General features: G+C 32.6%; 22 protein-coding genes. 11 read left to right on the forward strand and 11 right to left on the reverse strand.

Translation table 11 applies throughout. The features are described from left to right. Positions 1 to 527: metal ABC transporter solute-binding protein, Zn/Mn family (locus ACI9TV_RS12390; RefSeq protein WP_415251123.1), on the reverse strand; the 527-nt coding region annotated here is incomplete at its 3' end. A 336-nt stretch (positions 528 to 863) separates the two neighbouring features. On the opposite strand from ACI9TV_RS12390, the gene ACI9TV_RS12395 reads away from it, so the two are divergent. Then, positions 864 to 1,322 carry an FKBP-type peptidyl-prolyl cis-trans isomerase gene (locus ACI9TV_RS12395; protein ID WP_415251124.1) on the forward strand — a complete coding sequence of 153 codons (459 nt, stop codon included), beginning with the start codon at positions 864 to 866 and terminating at the stop codon, positions 1,320 to 1,322. 177 nt (positions 1,323 to 1,499) lie between these two features. Here the strand turns inward: ACI9TV_RS12395 and ACI9TV_RS12400 are convergent, their stop codons facing one another. Both ACI9TV_RS12400 and ACI9TV_RS12405 read right to left on the reverse strand, forming a co-directional pair. Next, positions 1,500 to 1,841: a radical SAM protein gene (locus tag ACI9TV_RS12400; protein WP_415251125.1), complete on the reverse strand. Its 342-nt coding sequence runs from the start codon at positions 1,839 to 1,841 to the stop codon at positions 1,500 to 1,502. Between the two features lie 11 nt (positions 1,842 to 1,852). Next, entirely contained in the window at positions 1,853 to 2,332 is a 480-nt protein-coding gene (locus ACI9TV_RS12405) for a DnaJ domain-containing protein (RefSeq protein ID WP_415251126.1), read from the reverse strand. A gap of 250 nt (positions 2,333 to 2,582) precedes the next feature. On the opposite strand from ACI9TV_RS12405, the gene ychF reads away from it, so the two are divergent. Further along, positions 2,583 to 3,683, forward strand: coding sequence for a redox-regulated ATPase YchF (gene ychF, locus ACI9TV_RS12410; protein ID WP_415251127.1), 1,101 nt, complete (start codon positions 2,583 to 2,585; stop codon positions 3,681 to 3,683). A gap of 29 nt (positions 3,684 to 3,712) precedes the next feature. On the opposite strand, the gene ACI9TV_RS12415 is transcribed toward ychF, so the two are convergent. The 4 genes from ACI9TV_RS12415 to thiI form a co-directional block, all read right to left on the reverse strand. Next, positions 3,713 to 5,086, reverse strand: a complete 1,374-nt coding sequence (locus tag ACI9TV_RS12415) for a TRAP transporter large permease (RefSeq protein ID WP_415251128.1) — start codon at positions 5,084 to 5,086, stop codon at positions 3,713 to 3,715. Further along, complete coding sequence (locus ACI9TV_RS12420) at positions 5,083 to 5,616, reverse strand: TRAP transporter small permease subunit (protein ID WP_415251129.1); 534 nt, start codon at positions 5,614 to 5,616, stop codon at positions 5,083 to 5,085. Before ACI9TV_RS12420 ends, ACI9TV_RS12415 begins: the two co-directional genes overlap by 4 nt. A 104-nt stretch (positions 5,617 to 5,720) precedes the next feature. Then, entirely contained in the window at positions 5,721 to 6,800 is a 1,080-nt protein-coding gene (locus ACI9TV_RS12425) for a TRAP transporter substrate-binding protein (RefSeq protein WP_415251130.1), read from the reverse strand. A gap of 244 nt (positions 6,801 to 7,044) precedes the next feature. Further along, positions 7,045 to 8,514, reverse strand: coding sequence for a tRNA uracil 4-sulfurtransferase ThiI (thiI, locus tag ACI9TV_RS12430; protein ID WP_415251131.1), 1,470 nt, complete (start codon positions 8,512 to 8,514; stop codon positions 7,045 to 7,047). A gap of 164 nt (positions 8,515 to 8,678) precedes the next feature. On the opposite strand from thiI, the gene ACI9TV_RS12435 reads away from it, so the two are divergent. After that, complete coding sequence (locus tag ACI9TV_RS12435) at positions 8,679 to 9,278, forward strand: hypothetical protein (RefSeq protein WP_415251132.1); 600 nt, start codon at positions 8,679 to 8,681, stop codon at positions 9,276 to 9,278. Here the strand turns inward: ACI9TV_RS12435 and ACI9TV_RS12440 are convergent. From ACI9TV_RS12440 to ACI9TV_RS12455, 4 genes are read right to left on the reverse strand one after another with little or no spacing between them, the layout of a single operon-like run. Next, complete coding sequence (locus tag ACI9TV_RS12440) at positions 9,275 to 9,910, reverse strand: hypothetical protein (RefSeq protein WP_415251133.1); 636 nt, start codon at positions 9,908 to 9,910, stop codon at positions 9,275 to 9,277. The genes ACI9TV_RS12435 and ACI9TV_RS12440 overlap by 4 nt on opposite strands. A 15-nt stretch (positions 9,911 to 9,925) precedes the next feature. Next, positions 9,926 to 10,747 (reverse strand): phosphatidylserine decarboxylase, encoded by an 822-nt coding sequence (locus ACI9TV_RS12445; protein ID WP_415251134.1) that lies wholly within the window; start codon positions 10,745 to 10,747, stop codon positions 9,926 to 9,928. Between the two features lie 19 nt (positions 10,748 to 10,766). Further along, positions 10,767 to 11,840: a tRNA pseudouridine(13) synthase TruD gene (gene truD, locus ACI9TV_RS12450; protein WP_415251135.1), complete on the reverse strand. Its 1,074-nt coding sequence runs from the start codon at positions 11,838 to 11,840 to the stop codon at positions 10,767 to 10,769. Between the two features lie 9 nt (positions 11,841 to 11,849). After that, positions 11,850 to 12,668, reverse strand: a complete 819-nt coding sequence (locus ACI9TV_RS12455; RefSeq protein ID WP_415251136.1) for a thiamine-phosphate kinase — start codon at positions 12,666 to 12,668, stop codon at positions 11,850 to 11,852. 97 nt (positions 12,669 to 12,765) lie between these two features. On the opposite strand from ACI9TV_RS12455, the gene ACI9TV_RS12460 reads away from it, so the two are divergent. The 8 genes from ACI9TV_RS12460 to ACI9TV_RS12495 all read left to right on the forward strand — a co-directional run bounded on the left by ACI9TV_RS12460 (position 12,766) and on the right by ACI9TV_RS12495 (position 20,895). Beyond that, positions 12,766 to 13,956, forward strand: a complete 1,191-nt coding sequence (locus ACI9TV_RS12460) for a diguanylate cyclase (protein WP_415251137.1) — start codon at positions 12,766 to 12,768, stop codon at positions 13,954 to 13,956. Between the two features lie 129 nt (positions 13,957 to 14,085). After that, entirely contained in the window at positions 14,086 to 15,798 is a 1,713-nt protein-coding gene (sdhA, locus tag ACI9TV_RS12465; protein ID WP_415251138.1) for a succinate dehydrogenase flavoprotein subunit, read from the forward strand. Between the two features lie 16 nt (positions 15,799 to 15,814). Beyond that, the gene (locus tag ACI9TV_RS12470; protein ID WP_415251139.1) at positions 15,815 to 16,795 is read left to right on the forward strand and encodes a succinate dehydrogenase/fumarate reductase iron-sulfur subunit; all 981 of its coding nucleotides are present in this window, start codon (positions 15,815 to 15,817) and stop codon (positions 16,793 to 16,795) included. 10 nt (positions 16,796 to 16,805) lie between these two features. Then, positions 16,806 to 17,687, forward strand: a complete 882-nt coding sequence (locus tag ACI9TV_RS12475) for a CoB--CoM heterodisulfide reductase iron-sulfur subunit B family protein (protein WP_415251140.1) — start codon at positions 16,806 to 16,808, stop codon at positions 17,685 to 17,687. Between the two features lie 141 nt (positions 17,688 to 17,828). After that, a complete protein-coding gene (locus ACI9TV_RS12480) occupies positions 17,829 to 18,821 on the forward strand; it encodes a hypothetical protein (RefSeq protein ID WP_415251141.1) in 993 nt (330 codons plus the stop codon). Between the two features lie 2 nt (positions 18,822 to 18,823). Further along, entirely contained in the window at positions 18,824 to 19,600 is a 777-nt protein-coding gene (locus ACI9TV_RS12485; RefSeq protein ID WP_415251142.1) for an exodeoxyribonuclease III, read from the forward strand. Between the two features lie 178 nt (positions 19,601 to 19,778). Continuing rightward, complete coding sequence (locus ACI9TV_RS12490) at positions 19,779 to 20,033, forward strand: hypothetical protein (RefSeq protein ID WP_415251143.1); 255 nt, start codon at positions 19,779 to 19,781, stop codon at positions 20,031 to 20,033. Between the two features lie 13 nt (positions 20,034 to 20,046). After that, positions 20,047 to 20,895: a tyrosine-type recombinase/integrase gene (locus ACI9TV_RS12495; protein WP_415251144.1), complete on the forward strand. Its 849-nt coding sequence runs from the start codon at positions 20,047 to 20,049 to the stop codon at positions 20,893 to 20,895. Positions 20,896 to 21,062 lie beyond the last annotated feature (167 nt).

The raw sequence follows: 21,062 nt of genomic DNA on the forward strand, positions 1-21,062 counted from the left end.
TCCTCTTTATAAGACTCTATAAGATTTTCACTTTTCATTTGAGCCTTTATCATTAAAAATCTCATTTTAGAATCAGCATACTTTCCATTCACTTTATCAAAGCTCCAAGTGTATTCCCCTTTTAAAAGTTTAAATAGGCCAGCCCATTTATAAGGTAATTTTTTTTCAGCCTTTGTAGCTTCTAAGTTTCCATGCTTGGGCATATCTATAAACTCAATACCTTTTGTCATCTGGATAAATTCCATCTTGGAGTTTTGTTCTTTAAATCGTTGTAACCAAGCATTTTCAAACTCTATCTTTATAGGAAAATAGATATTCGCTTTTGAGATAGCAATCATCTGTGATGGTTTTGGTTCATAAGAGTGTGGATCGCTCCCTGGTTTAACCATAGTGGTAACATTAACTTTATTACCCCCGATTCTTTCAACAAATGTTTGTTGAGGGACAATGCTTACAATGATGTTTAGTTTTGCATAAAGTGAAGTTGTAGCTATTATTACTACGAGTATAAAAAGTTGCTTTTTCATTTTAATCCTAAGAAATTTGGAATTGTATTTAAAGGGGGTTTAGGCAATAAACCCCCAAGGAGTAACTTACGAAATACAATAATAACCAAAAAAGTCTATTAACGCAAGTGATTTGCATTTGTAAATTTTAATAATCTCTAATATTGATTTTTATTTATGAATAATATCATACATATATTCCATATATAAAGTATTACTATCTATTTTTACAATCTTTTTATATTAATATAAATGCAAATTAACTGCAATAGTATATTTGAAAGTAATATTACTATTGAACAAAAAAATAAAGTATTCTTTGATAGAATTGCGACTAAATTTAATAAAGAAGTTAATATGGAAAAAATTACAAAAAATACACTTGTGTCTATATCTTTGAAAATGGAAGGTAAAGATGGTACCTTTCTTGATGAAAGCGATGAGCTAATGTATGCTCATGGCTCTTATGGACAGATTTTTCAAGCTCTAGAAGATGAGCTTGAAGGGAAGAGTATAGGGGATAGCTTTAATCTTTTGCTAAGCCATAAGCAAGCTTTTGGAGAATTTAAAGAGTCTTTAATGGTTAGAGAACCAGTGAGTGAACTTTTTGAAGATATCGCTGTTGGGATGGAGCTAGATGGTGAAGAAGAAGGAGTTGTTTGGATTGTTGAGAGTATTGAGGATGGGTTTGCATCACTTAATGCAAACCATGAGTTAGCTGGAGTTGCACTTAGAATTTCTGGAAAAGTTTTAGGATTAGAACAATTATCTGATGAAGGTGTTCATGAGATTCTCGATATGGAACATGAGCATTAAAGTCTTATTTTTGGAACACAAATAGCAATAACCAGTTTTATGTGTTCCACAAAGTGTTCAAAAAGTCTAAATTGAGAATTCACATAAACCCTTAGGAGTTTTGGAACAAAAAAATTTGAAATCGTATTTTTAAAATCTATGAGAACAAAGTGTCTAAATTCTGATTTCCATTTACTCTTAAATCACTGTGCAACTAAATTTTTGAGCAGAGGCATACGTTGATACACGTCTTAGTTTAGAAAATGAGTTCTGTAAATATTTCAAGATTGCAAGTAAAGTGTTCATTGGCAAAGCCAGAGCATCCCCATCAGCTAAAAATATTTTATGTGCTGTTGGATATGATTTTGCTAGATTATCAATGTCTTTACATATATCTTCTAAACTTCTCTCTTGATACTTTTTAGTTTTGTACATAGAACAAAACGAGCAGTTATTGTAACTACAGCCTAAAGTTACTTGAATTATTATGTTGTCTGCTTCTGCTGGTGGCCTAAAGAGTGGATAATCGTAACTTATCATATTGTTAAATATTAACCTTTTTTTTCTTTTTTAATCGCGGCATATGCTTCGTTTAGCTCTTTAGTCTTCTCTTCTGCAAATTTCAGCATATTTTCTGGCAAACCTTTACTTGCAATAGAGTCATAATGATATTCTTTCATAAGTCTTCTGTAGTTCTTTTTGATACTTTCAAGTGAATCATTTGCAGAAGATTCTAATATCTTATAGTATCTATCCATGTTGTTGAATGATGGTTGTGCTTTGGAATAATTATTATGAGTATTATAACTATAGTTTCCATCTCTTTTGTAATTAGCATAGTACTTATAATTTTTACCACTCATAGTCACTACACCAAGAACTAAGAAGAAGTTGAAAGGGAAAAACAATATTCGTGGTGCAAATATTAAAAGAAGTATTCCAATAATTATACTTCCAAAACATATACCTAACCACATAAATTCTAAAAATATTCCAAGTAGGATAATAGCAAAACCGATAATTTTTTTCATGAGTACTCCAAAGTGTCTTTATAGATTATAGCATTTTATGTTATTAAGGTTTATTTAGTATAATTCCACTTATCTTAACTGTCTCATTATCTAATAAATGGACTTAATGTCTAATGTTATATTTTCTAATTTTATACAGAGATGCAAAAGTGTTTCTAGTATAGTTTAACGTAAACATTAAAAACAGCTAAAAAAGCCTTAATTATGGGCTTAAAATACATAAAAATATTAATATATATCGGAGAAATAAATGGGATTATCGATTGGTTTAGTAGGACTTCCAAACGTAGGTAAATCAACAACTTTCAATGCACTAACAAAAGCGCAAAATGCAGAAGCAGCAAATTATCCATTTTGTACGATAGAACCGAATAAAGCGGTAGTTCCTGTTCCTGATAAAAGGTTAGCAGAGTTAGCAAAAATTGTTAATCCTGAAAAGATTCAATACTCTACACTTGATTTTGTTGATATTGCAGGTCTTGTTAAAGGTGCAAGTAAGGGTGAAGGACTTGGGAACAAGTTTCTTTCGACTATTAGAGAAACAGAAGTTATACTTCAAATCGTTAGATGTTTTGATGATGAAAACATCGTACATAACGAAGGAAGTATTGATCCACTTCGTGATGTTGAGATTATTGAAGGTGAACTTATCTTAGCGGATATCGAAGTTTTATCCAATAGGATAGACAGACTTAAAAAACAAGCGAAGGCTGATAAAAAAGCTCAAAGTTCACTAGATATGGCGAATGAGCTTATAGAGTTCTTAGCTGATGGTAACCTAGCAAGAAATTTTGAGCAAGCAGATAGTGACGACTACAGACAACTTAACCAAGAAGTTCGTTTTTTAACGGATAAAGAGATTATGTATGGTGCAAATACTGATGAAGATGGTCTTTTAGAAGATAATGAATATGTAACTTTACTTAAAGACTATGCAGCAAAAAATAACTGTGAGCTCATTAAGCTTTGTGCTAAAGTTGAGGAAGAGCTTATCGGTCTTGAAGATGATGAAGCACAAGAGTTTTTAACTGACTTAGGTGTGGAAGAATCAGGGCTTGAGCAGATTATCCATAAAGGTTTTGCTAAACTTGGTCTTATGAGCTACTTTACCGCGGGTGTTAAAGAAGTTCGTGCTTGGACAATCAAACAAAACTCAACTGCACCACGTGCTGCCGCTGCTATTCACAATGACTTTGAAAAAGGTTTTATCCGTGCAGAAGTTATTGCTTATAACGACTACATTGAATGTCAAGGTGAAAACAAAGCTAAAGACGCTGGAAAAATGAGACTAGAAGGAAAAGAGTACATAGTGCAAGACGGCGACGTTATGCACTTTAGATTCAACGTATAACCAAGAGCTTTCTCGCTCTTAGTTATACCTTATAAAGATGCTGAGATTCCGAAAAAACTTGGAAAAAATGCTAATACTAACAATACAATAACCTGAATGATAATAAAAGGAACAACCCCTTTATATATTTGCATTGTACTTACAGAACTTGGAGCTACCCCTTTTAGATAAAAAAGAGAAAAACCAAATGGCGGTGTTAAGAATGAGGTTTGTAAATTCATAGCGATTAAAATCGCAAACCACACTGGATTTATTCCTAAGACTTCAGAGATTGGTACCAATATAGGAATTATAATATATGAAATTTCAACAAAATCAATAAAGAATCCTAAAACTAAAACAACAAGCATAGTAAAAATAATAAATGCCATCTTATCATCACCGGGTAAATTAGTCATAAACTCTGCTATTATTTCTTCTCCACCAGTGTATGAAAAAACCATAGAGAATGCAGTAGCACCTATCAAGATACCAAATACCATTGAAGTTATTTTTACAGACTCTAATGCCGCTTCTCTAACCATTGCAAATGAAAAAGTTCTATATATTAAGGCTAAAAACATAGCACCTACTGATCCAACAGCTGAAGATTCAGTAGGAGTTGCAATACCTCCAAAAATAGAACCAAGAACTAATATAATCAGTGCTAAAGAAGGAATAATATCAATGAGAGCTTTTTGTACTTGCTTAGCTTTACTACCACGAGATGCATCTACGGGAATTGCAGGTGCAATATCTTTTTTAAGATATGAAATAATCAGTATGTACACTATATATGAACCTACAAGAGTAAGACCGGGCCATACAGCAGCCTGAAACAAATCGCCAACAGGAACCTGAAAAACATCTCCAAGAATAATAAGTACAATAGAGGGAGGAATAATCTGACCAAGTGTACCAGATGCACAAATAGTTCCCGTAGCTAATTCTGTTTTATATTTGTACTTCATCATAACAGGGAGTGAAATTACTCCCATTGCAACCACAGAAGCACCAACAACACCCGTAGATGCTGCTAAAAGTGAACCAACTAAAACGGTAGAAATAGCTATACCTCCTCGAATCTCTCCAAACAAAAAACCCATAGATTCTAGAAGTTTTTCTGCAAGACCTGTTTTTTGAAGTATGATCCCCATAAAGATAAACATTGGAATAGCCATTAAAATTGTATTTTGCTGAATTGAAAAAATCCTATAAGGCATATAGTCAAACATTGCTATACCCTCAGCTAATCCTTCACTCAAACCAGCAATCATTCCAGCATCAAAACCACCAGACATATATATTTCAGTTACTCCGGCTAGGAGACCAAATAACACCGAGACAGCGGCAAATGTAAATGCAACTGGAAATCCAAACAGCAACATAAAAAGTGCTGTAAAAAACATTAAAATACCAATCATACTAAAGGCCTTTTTTCATTAGTACCATGACCATGTAAGCCATTAAAGATATTTAAATTTTTGATAAAAAAACCTATTGAAGTGATAATTAACATTAAGAATGAAAGAGGAATTAACGCTTTAACTACCCATCTATATTCTAATCCACCGGGATTACCACTTTGCTCCATTGCTATATAAGCTTCCGTTGCATTTTCTATAGAGCTTAATCCAACAAGTAGCGAAATTGGTAATATAGCTATAACTACCCCGATCATATTTATGACCGCTTTTTTTCTGTAGGAAAACTTATCATAAATAATATCAACTCTTACATGTCCATCTTCTTTAAGTGTATACGCTACACCTATTAAAATTACAACTGAGAACAGATGCCACTCCATTTCTTGCATTGCGATACTGTTGACTCTAAAAACATATCTTGTAATAACATCATAAAATACATTCATAATCATGAGAACCATAGCGATTGAGGTAATGACTCCTAAGATATCTGCAAATTTATTAAATAAATTTTCAATTTTTAACAACTTAATTTCCTTTATGTATTTGTGATAAGTCTATGAATATAACAATTTATACTCAAGTGATGTATCATGAGATAAAAAAATCCCCTAAAGAAGGGATTCTATTTCTATTCGAGATTATCTTTTAAGTAACGGTAATCAGACATAATCGTCCACTCTCTAGCTTTCTTTTGAAAAGCTTCTTGTGAATCTAAAATCTCTTTTAACTGTGGATTCTTTTTACTCATTTCCGCTCTAAGCTCTTTGTTCGCTTTTTTCATTGCATCCATAACTTCTTTTGGAAAAGTTTTGATTTGAACGTTTGGATAATCAGTAGCTATTTTTGACCATGCATCAGCACTCATTGCATAATTTTGTATATACATATCATAAGCACTTACTCTCATCGCAGTTTTTAAGATAACCTGTAAATCTTTAGGAAGCTTATTAAACTTTCTCGTATTTACTAAGTACTGTAACTCTGTACTTGGCTCATGCCAACCAGTATAGTAGTACGGTGCTATCTTGTGGAAACCCATTTTGATATCCATTCCAGGCCCAACCCATTCAAGTGCGTCTAAACCGCCTCTCTCAAGAGAAGTATATAATTCACCCGGAGCAACGTTTGTAACAGCAAGACCTAGCTTAGCCATAACTTCACCGGCAAATCCAGGAATTCTCATCTTAAGACCTTTTAGGTCATCAAGTGATTTGATTTCTTTTCTAAACCATCCACCCATTTGATTTCCAGTATTTCCACCCGGATAAGATAAAACCTTATAAGGTTTATATGCTTTTTGCATAAGTTCCATTCCGCCACCTTGGTAGAACCAAGCATATTGTTCAGGTGCTGTCATTCCAAAAGGCATCGTTGTTAAAGGGAGTAAAGCAATATTTTTACCTCTCCAATAATATGAAGCAGTATGAGCCATATCATACTGACCACCCTTAACCATATCTAAAACACCAAATGCAGCCTTATGCTTGTTTGAAGCATCAATTCTAATAATTAATCTGCCATTTGACATCTCTTTTACCATCTTAGCCATGTTCTTTGGTGCATCAATAAATGGTGAAAGTGTCGGTCCCCAAGTTGTTGCTAATTTCCAAGTATACACTTTTTCTTTTGCAAGAGAGACTGTACTTAAGCCTACCAATAGAACAGAAGCTATGACTAGTTTTGTTGATTTTCGTTTCAAAATATCCATCTAGTATCCTTTGTATTTTAATATTGAGTATTAATGTACTTATCTCATGATACTGAGTTAAAGTAACAATGGGAAGATATTACAAAAAATAATAGTATGATTTTCTTGTTCTCAATGATAAATATGATTAGTTTACGTCATGGTTTGGGTAGAAGTGTGAAGTTCAGCCTAGTAGATTATTATTTACTCAGTTATAAAAAAAATAGAGACCTAAGCATCTATTTTTTTCATTAAGTCGAAATTCCTAAGAATTATCAGGTCTATATACTCTCACATTTTCACATTTATACTCATCTCTAAGATACTGAGCATGTAGTTGACTCATAATTCCTTTTTCGCAGTAAAGTAAGTATTCTTTATTTTTATCTAACTTAGGAAATTCAGATTTGAGTTTATGAAAAGGTATCATCATACTCTCACAGACCGTCTCAATACATTGGGCTTCTTCTCTAATATCAATCACAATAAAGGTATCAAGAGTTAAGTCTTTGATTACTTCAACCGCTTCTAGGTTGTTGATATCATTTACAATATCATGTACATAAATGTGTTTAGAATCTTCAACTGCTTTATTTAAAACTTCATAATCAAATTTCTTAGCTATCTTTTCCATACGTTTAAAAGAACCATGAATAATAGGGTTCTGAGATATAACCCCACAATATTCAGGCATGCTTTCTGCAAACCGACGGGTACCAATGTCATTAGCTATAGACATGATTTCAGGCTTATTCATTGTCGAGAGTGGACGAAGAATAAGTTTGTTACTCACTTCGTCTATTAACGCAAGATTTCGCAGCGTTTGACTTGAAACTTGAGCAACACTTTCCCCTGTTAGTAAAGCATCTATTTCAAGTTCATCTGCTATTTTTTCAGATGCCATAAGCATAAGACGCTTAAGGACTACACCCATATATGTTGGTGGAGTTGAGCGAAAAATCTCCGTAAGAACATCATCAAAAGGAACTGAGATAAACTTTACTTTATGTGAAGATCCAAACTTTGACCATAAATATAACGCAACCTGTTTAACACCAATCTCATGCGCATTACCACCAAGATTAAAAAATACAAAGTGCGTTTTAATACCTCTCTTCATTGTAAGATAAGAAGCGACAGTTGAATCAAAACCACCTGACATAAGAGAAAGGATATCTCCTTGTGTCCCAATAGGAAAACCACTTAGCCCTTTATACTTTGTTGAGATAAAATTTAGTTGCTTTTCTATAAGTTCCATCCGTACTGTTATCTCTGCATTCTTCATCTGTACACATTTTGCCTCAGAATGCGCAAGTAAATAGCCTCCAACAGTTTTTTCGATATCTATAGATGTAAAAGGATGATTCCCATTACGTTTTACTCTCACGACAAATGTTTTATCTTTAAGACTATCTATAACAAGTTCGCCAATTTTGAGTTTTATTTTTTCTAGTGTATCCATATCATCAAACTGGAGTACTTCAAGTATTTGCTCGATTCCCGAAGTATCTAAAAGCTTTTGTTTTACTTCTACTAAAACACTCATAGGTGCAAAAACTTCTAATTTATCTGAGTATTTTTTGACTAGTATCTCTTTATCTATTTTTTCAAATATACCTAGCAGGTTATTATAAAGCTGTCCTATCATTTGACGTTTTGCAGAAGAACCCTTTATCATGATTTCTGGGAAAAGCTTTAAGATGAATTTTTGTTTGTTTGTTGAAAAGTCTTGCAAGAAAATAGCCTTTGTGTAATATAGATAAAATTATAACTTAACTTCATTAGATTAACAAAGTCTACTAAACACTACTATACTAATTACTCCTCTTGGAACTTAGATTTAAAGTTTTACTAACTCTAACCGATATAACAACATACTAACAAAAATAAGGACTTCTTATGCAACTTAAGTATGTTGGCCCTAAGCCTATTATCTCACACACTGGTATCGATTTCGACAATAACAAAGAAGATAAGTTCGCTTATCTTAATATCTCCGTACAACTTTTAAAAGCCCTCAGTCATGATTACTTTGAAGATCGAGTTTACAAATACAATGCTGACACAAGTAGGTTTGAGAATGATGAACTTATCCATGAGCTTAAAAAGTATTGTCCTACTCTGGACGCTTTAATGGATGCTAGCAATCACAACATTGAAGAAGAGATACAACATAACATACAGCGTGCTCATGATAGCAATACCCTTGAGAAGGTAGACAAAGATACACTCGCTAACAATATCAATATAATGCATGACTATATCGTTCAAAGATCTATTAATAAAAGCGTTTATTACTGTACTGTTGAGAGTTTGGCTAAATTACTTCAAAAAGATAATATTGATTACGTTATAGCACCTATGTTTCAAAAATTTGCTCATGTTTTACATTCTGTTCAAGGTGTGTTGTTAAAAAAAGAATTTTCTATAGATACAAAAATTGAAATTTATCAAGAAGATGGAAAACTGTTAGTAAAACTAGAAGTAATTAATACTTAATCTTTTATTTTTGAAAGAGAGTAAATAATTGATTTTTTCACTTTCTTTAATTTACTTTCAAAGTTTTCTAACTTCACTTTTTTACTACCTCTCAAGTCTATAGCTACTTTTACACATTCACTTAACTGATTCCAACTATTAATATTTAAAACACTCCTATTCGGAATGAGGTCACTATTGATTACAGCGTTAATAAGAATACTATTCTTATCTTTCTTAGTATTTTGAACTAGGAGTTCTATAAATGTATCTGCAATCTCTTCAAATATAGTATCTTTAAAAGAATTGTAATAATCGCTTGACAAGGATTTTAGAAACTTTACTCTATGTTGAATCCTTAATTCATCTAAAGCAGCACTTTTTGAATAATTTAATATATGCATAGCATAGTCAACCCATTCATTTGCGATCTCTTTAAAGACAATATTTACAATTTGTTTAAGTGAGAAATCAGAAAATTTCTCTATATATAAAAAGTTTAAATGTTCTTTTAGGCTATCTCTCACTAGCCTAATAGCTAATATACTAACAACATCCTCCCTATCTTGATTATTTTCGACATTAAGAATTTTTTTTTCAAATAATACTTTATCTTGAAAAAGTTGCTTTGTTTGTGATGAGATACTGCCCATTGAACTATTATCTATTTAGTGTACCTTTGCGATTGTTTGTCCGTATTTCACATCTTTACCAGTAGATACATCTAAATCTAACATACCTTTTTCAGCAATAACGATGATTGTTGATCCCATTTCAAAACAACCAAAATCATCGCCTTTGTTTAGAAAAACATTTTCAAATTTATAGGCTTGTGGTGAAGTAGCAACTGCATTTGTTTGGATCTTCGGTTCGAAACTTACTTGCATTACACCAACATTTAAAGCGCTCACAAGAACCATAAAAAATTTCTTTCCAGATGTTGTTTCACAGTGAAGAACAACTCTTTCATTTTCTATAAACAGATTCAATCTTTTTTTAAGCGAAGGCATATTTACAGGATAAAACTTTCCTGGAATATGTACAGCCTTAAGCACTTTTAGATTTGTAGGAATATGATAACGATGATAATCTTTTGGTGAAAGATAAAAGTTTAAAAATGTACCATTATGTACTACATTCTTTTCCTCTTGTGTAAATTCACTCCCTATAAAATCATCACATTTGTAACGCATTCCTTTAATCTGTAAGGCATAATCCTCTGTCATTGTTCCACATTCAGAAATCAATGAATCACATGGTGAAATAAACGCACTTCCATCAAGAGAAAACTTTCTATCTTCACGTAAATGACGCGTAAAAAGTGCATTTAAACTTTTATATGTACTAGGAGCGTGAAAATCACTCATATCAAGTCCCATAAGTCCAACATAAGAGCTATTTACTACTTTTTGAAACCATTTTGGAAACTCTTTACTTGCGAATTTTCCAAAATTTTGCGAGATAAGTGATGTTATATGTCTTTTTTGCATCTAGTTGTCTGTCCTAAATTTAGTTTATTTTTTTCTTAGCAAGTTCTTCTATAAGTACCGTAGCATAAGAGCCTTTTGGAAGAGTGAAGTTAAGTTCATACTGTGCTTCTACTTTATTAAATCTTCCTTCTACTTCTGTTGGATACACCCATGCATAGCGTCTTGCTCCATCAGCACTAATAATGTCGTTATAATCTTTTTCAATAACACCAGCTGTATCTGATGACATTCTCACTTTATTCCCACATAGTAAACCTGTTACAGAAATATCACGTGTATTAAAACGCTCTAAATCTTCATCACTTCCATCAAAGTCAAATAACCTTCCATATGGATAATGTTCCATTATATCACCAATAAGTACTTTAAAGTAATGTTTTTGTTTTTTAATTTTTTCAAGCTGATCTATTGGAATATTCAGTAATGATTCTAATTCTTTTGCTTGAAAAGTATTTATAAGAGTATTGATTTCTAAACGACGGCTCAACCACATATTGAACAAATGACTTTGATACGAATTTATCAGAAGTTTTTTTACTCGTGGATTACGTTCTCTTTTTTCACCTTTTGCAATTTTTTCACCGATTATGTGATTGTCTCCATCATTACCAAATCTCTGGTATCCGAAGTAATTTGGCATACCACTATCTGAAATATTTTTTAATGCTTCATCAAGTTTAGTTGCAGATGTTGGATTTACTTTTTTGAGCTTTATATAGAATCTATTTCCTTTTAAATGCCCAATTTTTATTTTGTTATTATGGTAGACCTGGGAGAGAATTTTAATCCCCTCATGCTCAAACTTAGTAAGAGCCTCTTCATGTTGCTTATGAATTGAAATATATTGCTTTGTCATTGCATGCTTATCTTTGAGCCCAGCATAACCAATATCTCTATTTTTAATTCCTAGAAAACGTGCAAAAACACCTACCATCTCCGCAGTTGATAAATTCTTCTTTCGTACAAAAAGTACGAGGTGTTCCCCTTCTCCAGAAAACTCATAAAGAGGAAGTTCCTCTACAACAAAATCCCTAGCCGTTTGTTTAAACCTAAAATCTATACTCGAATGCCCTAAGGAATAAAATCTGTCCATGTACTACCTTTAAAAATGATGCGATTTACATCTATTTATATATTTATCTCTTGAAGTATATGCAAAAATATTAAGTGGTGTTCTGCTTTGCATTGCTCTTCTTTTCATCGTCTTTATATCACGCCTAGAAAATGACACAAGCATCTCATACTCTTCGCCACTGCACCCAATATTTTTAGGTATTTTTCTTATAAATCTAAACCCTATATTACTTGATTGAGAAAGCTTATTTAAATCACTGAAAAGACCATCTGATATATCCATACCAGAAGTCAAAAATCTTTGTGTCTTTTTAATAAATGTATCTCTTAGTTTTATATTTACAAATTTAGAATTTTTATGTATTTGTCCTCTACTCATAAGCTTTTTCAAATCTTGTTGTGATTTTCCAAGTTTACCAGTATAAGCCACTACTTCACCAATTCTTGCTGTTGAACGCAACAAAGGCTTATTTACCTTAGAAATGATTGTTATTGTTATATCTAACTTTGTATTGCTAATTGTGTCTCCACCAATTATATCTATACCAAAGTCATCTGCAACTTTTTGAAATCCTCTGGCTAGTTCTCTCATCTGCTCTTTTGTAATGCTACTAGGCATTGCTACACTCAAAAGAGCATACTTTGGTAAAGCACCCATAGCAACAGCATCTGAGATATTCACATGCATTGCCTTTGCAGCAATTTGCTCATGACTCATCCAATCAGTTTTAAAATGAACATTCTCAAAAAAAGCATCTTTAGAATATACAAATCCATCAATGACAGCACCATCATCGCCAATATGTTTACTTACAAACAATGATATAAAATAATTTTCTAAATTCAATTAAACTTCTTGCATAGTCAAAAATTACACAATTCAGTGTTTATTAATGACCAAAAATATAAAATACCTTAGATTATACCATTTTTAGGACTATATTATGAAACATTCTATATATAAAATCTTTAAAAACTTACATATATTCTTATTATTCATCCTCACTCTTAGTACTATAAGTTTACTATTTATAGTAGAACAATATTATTCTTATGAAAAAGTAAATAATTTAAATAATCAAAAAACTGTTCTTTTAAATATACTGACTCAGCAGGAAATATCAAACGAAGTTAATATTTATCTTTACAATGCAAAAATAGCAAGTCTAAACAATGATATAAATAAACTACACAACAAGAATCAATATAATTATTTATCAGTATACCTTTTAGATAATACAACAGAATATATTTCAGACCTTAATCATTTATACTCCTTAATCCAAAATTTTGACAAAGAATCAAGAAAATATTTTGAATTAAATAAAATAACACAGACAGATAAAGACAAACTCAATACCTCCTTCATACAAATTACATCAAATATTGACTCCCTCATACTAAAAAACATCTTATATGACCAGGAAAAATTTAGTATTTTCAGTAAAATTCTTATTCTTATTTTTATTTTACTACTTTTAACAACTATTTGGTATAAAAAAAGATTAACAAAAATCTATAATGATATTTTGTTTTTGTATACTATAGATACTAATAAAAATAAAGAGATTTTCACTCAAGAAGTTGCCGCTATCCAACTAAGGATGACTAGAAAGACGCAAATAGCTGATAACCCAGCGATGATGGACCCAGTAACAGAGATTCATAACAACAAAGGTATGATTCAGGCCTATTTGGAAAGGAAAACTCCCAAAGATACTAACTTCTCATCTGTTACAATACTAGAGATTGATAACTTTTCTAAATCTAAAAGAACATTCTCACAAGAATTCACGCAAGCTATACTAAAAAAAGTAGCGTATACCATTTCTCTTCACCAACAAGCAACAGATATAATTGCAAGAAGTGATTACAACCAATTTACCCTTATTTTCACACGCCCTTCAACAGAGCAACTCTTTAAACATACAGACCTAATCCGCCAAAGTATTTCAGAAATCAAGTTGGCAACTCCAGAAAAAGAAACTATACAAATAAGCGTTACCGGTGGATTTATCAGTAAACCAAATCATGCTCCATTAGAGAAATCTATTCGAAAAGCAAAAGAACTCCTCAAGCATACTAAAGAATTAGGTAACAATAGAATCATTCAAATGAAAGATATTCCTAAGTAAGAATTCATTTAGTGTCTCAAATTGTAACAAACTTCAACTTCAGTAACAGAAAGCTTTTGTTTAATATTTCCAAAGTTTTTTAACGATATAATCAGCATTATTTAAGTTCTAAAATTAGAAGGAAGTTTAATGAGTATTCCAATTTATACTTACGATGCAATCGTTGTTGGTGCAGGCCTCGCAGGTTGTGCAGCAGCAAGAGAATTGCAAAAAGCAGGAAAGAAAGTCGCAGTTATTACAAAACTACACCCACTAAGAAGTCATTCAGGTGCGGCACAAGGTGGAATTAATGCAGCTTTTAGTGATAAAGACAGTATAGAGCTACATGAATTTGATACTGTGAAAGGATCTGATTACTTAGCAGATCAAGATGCAGTTGAGTTTATGTGTCAAAAAGCTCCTGAAACAATCAGATGGGCTGAGAGAATGGGTGCGGCGTTTAGCCGTACACCAGATGGTAAGATTGCACAACGCCCTTTTGGTGGTCAATCTTCACCTCGAGCTTGTTATGCAAAAGACAGAACTGGTCTTACACTACTTCAAACTATTTATGAGCAAGCACATCGTGCTGGTGTTAAGTTTTGGGATGAGTGGTATGCAGCAGATATTATCTATAAAGATGGAAAAGTTTCAGGTGTTGTTGCTTTTAATATCCGTGATATGCAAACTGTAATATTCAATGCTAAATCAGTCATGTTCGCAACTGGTGGTTATGCACGTTCATATAAAATCAATTCTAATGCACATGCAAATACAGGCGATGGTCTTTCTATCGTTGCTCGTCATGGTCTTCCGCTTGAAGATATGGAGTTTGTACAATTTCACCCATCTGGATTATCTGGAAATGGTGTTTTAATATCTGAAGCAGCTCGTGGTGAGGGTGGACGTCTTTTCAACTCGGAGGGTGAACGATTTATGGACAAGTATGCTCCAAATGCTATGGAACTAGCATCTCGAGATGTTGTAGCACGTGCGATTTTAAATGAGATCCGTGAAGGTCGTGGTGTTGGCCCAAGAAAAGATGCAGTGTTTCTAGATGTAACACATTTGGGAAAAGATCTTATTATGGCAAAGCTTCCCGAGTTACGTGAATTAGCTATCACTTTCTTAGGTCTTGACATGATTAAAGAGCCTATCTTAATTTCTGCGACTGCACACTATTCTATGGGTGGAATTCCAGTTGATATCGCTGGTCGTGCTCGTAAAAACAATACAGAATTCATCGAAGGCTTCTATGCTGCGGGTGAATGTTCTTGTGTATCTGTTCATGGTGCAAATCGTCTTGGTGCAAACTCTGTTCTTGAAGCACTACTATTTGGTAAGTTTGTTGGTAAAACGATGGCTGCAGATGTTGATGCGATTCAATTGCGTAAGGCAAGCCAAGAAGATGCATCAACTGCATTAGCAGAAATTGATTTTATCCTTTCAAACAATGGGGATGAAACAGTTCCTACACTTAGAGAAGAACTTCAACAGTGTATGACAGCGAATGCTGGTGCATTTAGAAGTAAAAATACACTTGATCTTGCTATTAAAACAATCAAACAACTTCGTTCAAGATATAAAAATATTAGAATTAAAGATAAATCAAAAGTATTTAACACAGAACTTCAAGAAGCTATGGAGTTTGGGCATATGTTAGATTACTCACTCTTTATTGTTGAAAGTGCTGTTGCTAGAAATGAAAGTCGTGGTGCTCACTTTAGAGAAGATTACGATACTCGGGATGATGAAAAATTTCTAAAGCATACTATGGCTTATATGGATGAAAATGGTGATATTTCACTTGACTACATGGATGTCGTTCTTGGCAAACATGAACTAAAAGCTAGAACATACTAGGTAAGGGAGAAAACTTATGAGTACAAGTGCAATTACTACACAAAAAGTAAACTTCAAAGTATTTCGTTTTAATGCAGATGAAGACTATCTTCCATATTACGAAAACTACGATATGGACGTAACTTCAGAAGAAGTTGTTTTAGATATTTTAAACAGAATTAAATGGGATCACGATGGTAGCTTTTCTTATAGAAGATCTTGCCGTCATGGTATCTGTGGAACCTGTGGTATTAAGGTTAACGGTCGCGCGACACTTGCTTGTAAAGAAAGTATGGACGACATGGTTGAACTTTTCGGTAATGAACTTACTATAGAACCACTTAGTATCAAGAGAGCTATTAAAGATTTAATTATTGATAAGGCTGATTTTTGGGAAAAGCATGATGCAATTAAGCCTTACCTTATTTCAGATGTTGAAGAACATCCAGAGCATGAGCACCTTGTAACACCAGAAGAAGCTGAAGAATTAAATGAAGCTGACTTATGTATACAATGTGGAGCTTGTCATTATGCATGTCCTGTTGTAGAGATAAACGAAGACTTCTTTGGTCCAGCTGCTTTTGCTAAAGCATATAGATTTGAAGCTGACATTCGTGATGACGCGCATACTACAAGACTTACTGAATTACATGAAGAAAAACAAGGTCTTTGGGACTGTGTTAAATGTTTTGAATGTCAAGAGGCTTGTCCTAAAGACGTGAATCCAATTGAAAAAATTACAAAACTTCATAACATGCTATTTCAAGAAGGTGTTGCAACTTCAAACGTAGCTACACGTCACGCTGTTGGATTTAAACATTCAATCGCTAGAAATGGTGTACTTGATGAAGGTGGTTTAGTTCTTTACTCTGAAGGTCCTGCTATAGTCAAACACTTACCTGTGGCAGCGAGAATGTTCATCAAAGGTAAAATCGTTCCACCATGGGGCATCACAAAGTCAGATAATCTTGACGAAATCAAAAAGCTTGTAGCATCATCGTCTACAGCAAAGTTCTAGGAGTTTTCCAATGAGTAAATTAAGATATGCACTTTTTACGGGATGTACAGCAAAGCAAAGTACGCCTGAGCAATATATGTCAACATATGCAGTTGCTGAAAAACTAGGAATTGAACTTGTAGAGTTAACAGAGGCTTCATGTTGTGGAGCTTCGCACTTACAAGATTATGATGATTTTTTATCTTTAGTTTTAAATGCTAGAAATATTGCTTATGCTGAAAAACATGACTTAACAATGGTTACAATTTGTAACACTTGTCAGTTAAATACAGCAATGACTAAACATCGTTTAGATAACAATGAAGACCTTAAAGCAAGAGTAAATGAAAAGCTTGAAGAAGTTGGCCTTGTTTATGCAGGTACATCAAAAATTACTCACTTTTTATATGCAATTATCGATGATATTGGTCTTGATAAAGTAAAAGAAATGGTAGTAACACCTCTCAGCCAATTTAACATTGCACCTTTTTATGGTTGTCATAACATACGCCCTTCTGAACTTCAAAATGAATCTCATGATTCTCCTGAGAATCCATACAATCCAACTTCACTTGATGATTTGATTATTGCTTGTGGTGGTGCGACTGTCGACTATGAAGCAAAAAACAAATGTTGTGGTTTTCATGTTGAGCTTCAAGCTCCAAAAACAGCATCTATTTTAACTGGTAATGCTATTGCTGGTGCGATGGATGGAAATGCTGACTGGATGGTTACACCTTGTCCATTATGCCACCTAAAGTTAGATACTCAAACAGGTCATGCTTCTCATGCTATTGGTAGAGAAGTTGCACTTCCTGTACTCCATATGCAACAAATGCTAGGACTTGCTCTTGGTTGTGATGCAGATGCTCTTGGTATGAAACATCACCTTACAAAAGTAAACTTTGTTTAATAACTAACAAACACTATATCTCCGCCCTTTCCTTTGAAAAGGGCTTAGAAATCCTTACTTTCCTCCCCTAATCTTGTTACTATAATAAAAGTAAAGCAATTCCATTGTAAAATACAAAAAATTATATTTGGACTTTCACTAATGATAAACATTCAACTTTTCAAATTTGATAGTAAAACAGACTATCTTCCTTACTACAAAAACTACTCTATTAAACGTGACTCTGTAAATACTCTTAACGACGTTTTAAAAAATATATATTCAATTGAGAAATTTGGATTTATAGAAAATGAAGAGTTTTTCCTTCAAGCTAATAATGAATTTACCTCGTCAAAAGCTTCTTTAAATGACATACTTAATGATTCTAATGAACTACTACTTCAGCCATTAAGTATAAAAAGAGCTATAAATGATTTAATCATTGACACAAAAGACTATCAAGCTAAACTAGATTTACTTGATGAATATATGTCACAAGAAGAAAAAGAGACTATTATTAAAAATAAATCTTATATGCTTGAATACTATGCTTCAAATACACTTCATTTTCACGATGATTATATTGGGGAGCATGTAATTCTTTTAGGCCTTGATATTGTAAAAAAAGATTCTTCTCTTCAAAATGATATATTTGCTCTTCTAAATTCTGAAGATGGACTTATAAATAAATCATCTCTTCAGTATAGAATCCTTAATTACCCAGAGAAAAAAGAATCAAAAAAGAATGAGCCTTATGAAATCACTCAATCTTTTGAAAACTTTAACATTGCAGTATATGATGCTCTTAACCCAATCTCATTTGAATATGTAATTGAGCAAAGTAATGCTTCTTATGTAGATTTAATATCAAAACATTTTGATATACCTTTTGATGCTAAAAAACTATCATATCTGATGGCTGGAACAATTTTACTTGAAGCACTTGACAACAATGCCGACTTCTTAATTGTAAATACAGGTGAAGATCTTTCTCTCTTTGATGCGCAACAAAAACAAATAGAAAAAACAATGGGAAGAGAGATAAACTTACCAGTTCTTACAAGAGGTCAATTCATAAAACTTCTCTCAGGTGAAAAAGATAAAAACACACTAGGCCTTAACAATCATAAAGTTAAGCTACCTTTCTTGGATTAAATATGTCAGACTCAATAGAAATAATTTCATGGAACGTTAATGGTATACGGGCTGTAGGTAACAAAGATGCACTTAAATGGATTGATGAAAGAGAACCTGACATCTTATGTCTTCAAGAGATAAAAGCTCTCCAGGAGCAGATTCCTGATGGCTTATTTGAGAAAGAGTACACAGATATAATTGTGAACTCTGCAACAAAAAAAGGTTATAGCGGAACTATGACTTGGAGTACACTTCAAAGTGATGCCAACTCAGTAGCACATCATGTAGATACAACTGCCGAAGGTAGAATTGTTGAAACTCATTATGATGATATAGTACTTTTTAATGTTTACTTTCCAAACGGTCAAAAGAATGAAGAAAGACTTGCTCATAAGATGAAGTTTTATGATGATTTCTTAGCACATTGTGAACAACTACGAGAAGATGGCAAGTCTATTATTATTTGTGGTGATGTAAATACAGCCCATACAGAGATAGATTTATCTAACCCAAAAGCAAACTCTAAGACTTCTGGATTTTTACCAATAGAAAGAGAATGGATGGATAAGCTCATAGATCATGGCTATATTGATACATTTAGATATGTTAATGGTGAGGAAAAAGAAAGATATAGCTGGTGGTCTTATCGCTCAGGTGCAAGGGACAGAAATGTAGGCTGGAGGATTGATTATTTTTTCATTAGTGAAGATTTATGTGAAAGCCTTGAAGATGCATTCATATTAAATGATATCACAGGTTCTGATCACTGTCCTGTAGGAATTAGAATCAGTATTTAACAATCTACTCTAATTCTACCAAACCTCGTCAAATAAACTATCAGAGCCTATATTTAGGCTTCTGATTAGTTATACTCCTTTTTAAATAAATTCAAATTACTTCATATTTAATTAAATTATACGGACTAGAGACGGACTAAAATAACTTTTAGTCCGTGGTCCGTCAAAAGGACATTTTATGAAAACAGTTATTTCTAATAAAAGAATTCCAACAAAAACAGAAGGAGTTTTCTATAAAGAGATATTTAATGACAAAGGCAAAGCAGTTGATAAAAAATTTATTATCAGATGGATTGATGAAAATGGTAAGGATAGATTAAAAAGTATTGGAAACTATTCAGTAGGGATTCGAGAAAAATACTGTAAAGCTAAAAGGGAAGAGATAGTAACCAAAATTAGATTGGGGGGGGGAAGAGTTACCACATATTGCTAAACCTAAACAAGTAATGACTATTTTTGATATGTCTGAACTTTATTTTGAATATAAAGCTTCAACGGTTAAAAATATTGAGAAAGAAAAAAGAAGGTTTACTATCCACCTAACAAAAGCTATAGGTCATGTTAAGTTACATAATTTTTCAGAAAAAGATGCTCTACAACTACAGGAGAATTTAAAAATAAATTTAGCTGTTGCTAGTGTTAGGCATTTACTAGTAACACTAAATGCTATGTACAAGTATGTTATTTCCAAAAAATTATATAGTGGAGACATTCCAACCGCTAATATTCAGCATGAACAACTAAATAATATTAGGGAGAGATATTTAACCCTTGATGATATAAAAAAACTTTTAGAAGTTTGTAAAAATACCAATTATGAAATATACTTATTTGTAAAATTATCGCTTTCAACTGGTGGAAGAGTTGGAACGATTGCAACTATTCGTTCTATGGATATTAAGCCAAACAATAATTCACTTATATTATCTGAGCATAAAAATAATGATACTTATACTGGTTTTTATAATGATGAGTTAAAAGAACTTCTTCATGATAGAATTCTTGACCTACCCTCTTCTACTAGCACTATTATAAAATTAGCTCGTAGTTCCATAACTTACAAACTCGGTTCAATAATGGATGTCTTATTTAATCAAGATATAGCATGTGATGATAGAAAAAATAGAGTTGTTCCACATACAATTAAACATACGTTTACTTCACAACTTGCAATAGCAGGAATACCTACATTTATAGTCTATCAAGAGTTGATATACTTAAACCAGTTTCACGACTCATCTCTTTTTTTGGGATGGCTATCTTTTTATGCTTTGCATATAAAGCTTGAAATGTAATTGTTTCTTCACTACTCATTGTAGACTCCTTAATGTATATATATAATGGCCTGAAAAATCAAGACAAGTTTTCAGCTTAATTAATTTCCACCTTGTATTGTTACCTTACCCTACATTTTTAATAAATTCAAGATACATATTCATAGGTTTTTGATAACCAATGGCTG

Origin of the sequence: Sulfurimonas sp. (assembly GCF_047622445.1) — a bacterium.
Classification (GTDB): Bacteria; Campylobacterota; Campylobacteria; order Campylobacterales; family Sulfurimonadaceae; genus Sulfurimonas.

What these genes read in the sequence shown, in the direction of transcription:
- ACI9TV_RS12395 (WP_415251124.1), top strand. Translation starts at nt 864, where the DNA reads ATGGAAAAAATTACAAAAAATACACTTGTGTCTATATCTTTGAAAATG.
- ACI9TV_RS12400 (WP_415251125.1), bottom strand. Translation starts at nt 1,841, where the DNA reads ATGATAAGTTACGATTATCCACTCTTTAGGCCACCAGCAGAAGCAGAC.
- ACI9TV_RS12405 (WP_415251126.1), bottom strand. Translation starts at nt 2,332, where the DNA reads ATGAAAAAAATTATCGGTTTTGCTATTATCCTACTTGGAATATTTTTA.
- ychF (WP_415251127.1), top strand. Translation starts at nt 2,583, where the DNA reads ATGGGATTATCGATTGGTTTAGTAGGACTTCCAAACGTAGGTAAATCA.
- ACI9TV_RS12415 (WP_415251128.1), bottom strand. Translation starts at nt 5,086, where the DNA reads ATGATTGGTATTTTAATGTTTTTTACAGCACTTTTTATGTTGCTGTTT.
- ACI9TV_RS12425 (WP_415251130.1), bottom strand. Translation starts at nt 6,800, where the DNA reads ATGGATATTTTGAAACGAAAATCAACAAAACTAGTCATAGCTTCTGTT.
- ACI9TV_RS12435 (WP_415251132.1), top strand. Translation starts at nt 8,679, where the DNA reads ATGCAACTTAAGTATGTTGGCCCTAAGCCTATTATCTCACACACTGGT.
- ACI9TV_RS12440 (WP_415251133.1), bottom strand. Translation starts at nt 9,910, where the DNA reads ATGGGCAGTATCTCATCACAAACAAAGCAACTTTTTCAAGATAAAGTA.
- ACI9TV_RS12445 (WP_415251134.1), bottom strand. Translation starts at nt 10,747, where the DNA reads ATGCAAAAAAGACATATAACATCACTTATCTCGCAAAATTTTGGAAAA.
- truD (WP_415251135.1), bottom strand. Translation starts at nt 11,840, where the DNA reads ATGGACAGATTTTATTCCTTAGGGCATTCGAGTATAGATTTTAGGTTT.
- ACI9TV_RS12460 (WP_415251137.1), top strand. Translation starts at nt 12,766, where the DNA reads ATGAAACATTCTATATATAAAATCTTTAAAAACTTACATATATTCTTA.
- sdhA (WP_415251138.1), top strand. Translation starts at nt 14,086, where the DNA reads ATGAGTATTCCAATTTATACTTACGATGCAATCGTTGTTGGTGCAGGC.
- ACI9TV_RS12470 (WP_415251139.1), top strand. Translation starts at nt 15,815, where the DNA reads ATGAGTACAAGTGCAATTACTACACAAAAAGTAAACTTCAAAGTATTT.
- ACI9TV_RS12475 (WP_415251140.1), top strand. Translation starts at nt 16,806, where the DNA reads ATGAGTAAATTAAGATATGCACTTTTTACGGGATGTACAGCAAAGCAA.
- ACI9TV_RS12480 (WP_415251141.1), top strand. Translation starts at nt 17,829, where the DNA reads ATGATAAACATTCAACTTTTCAAATTTGATAGTAAAACAGACTATCTT.
- ACI9TV_RS12485 (WP_415251142.1), top strand. Translation starts at nt 18,824, where the DNA reads ATGTCAGACTCAATAGAAATAATTTCATGGAACGTTAATGGTATACGG.
- ACI9TV_RS12490 (WP_415251143.1), top strand. Translation starts at nt 19,779, where the DNA reads ATGAAAACAGTTATTTCTAATAAAAGAATTCCAACAAAAACAGAAGGA.
- ACI9TV_RS12495 (WP_415251144.1), top strand. Translation starts at nt 20,047, where the DNA reads ATGACTATTTTTGATATGTCTGAACTTTATTTTGAATATAAAGCTTCA.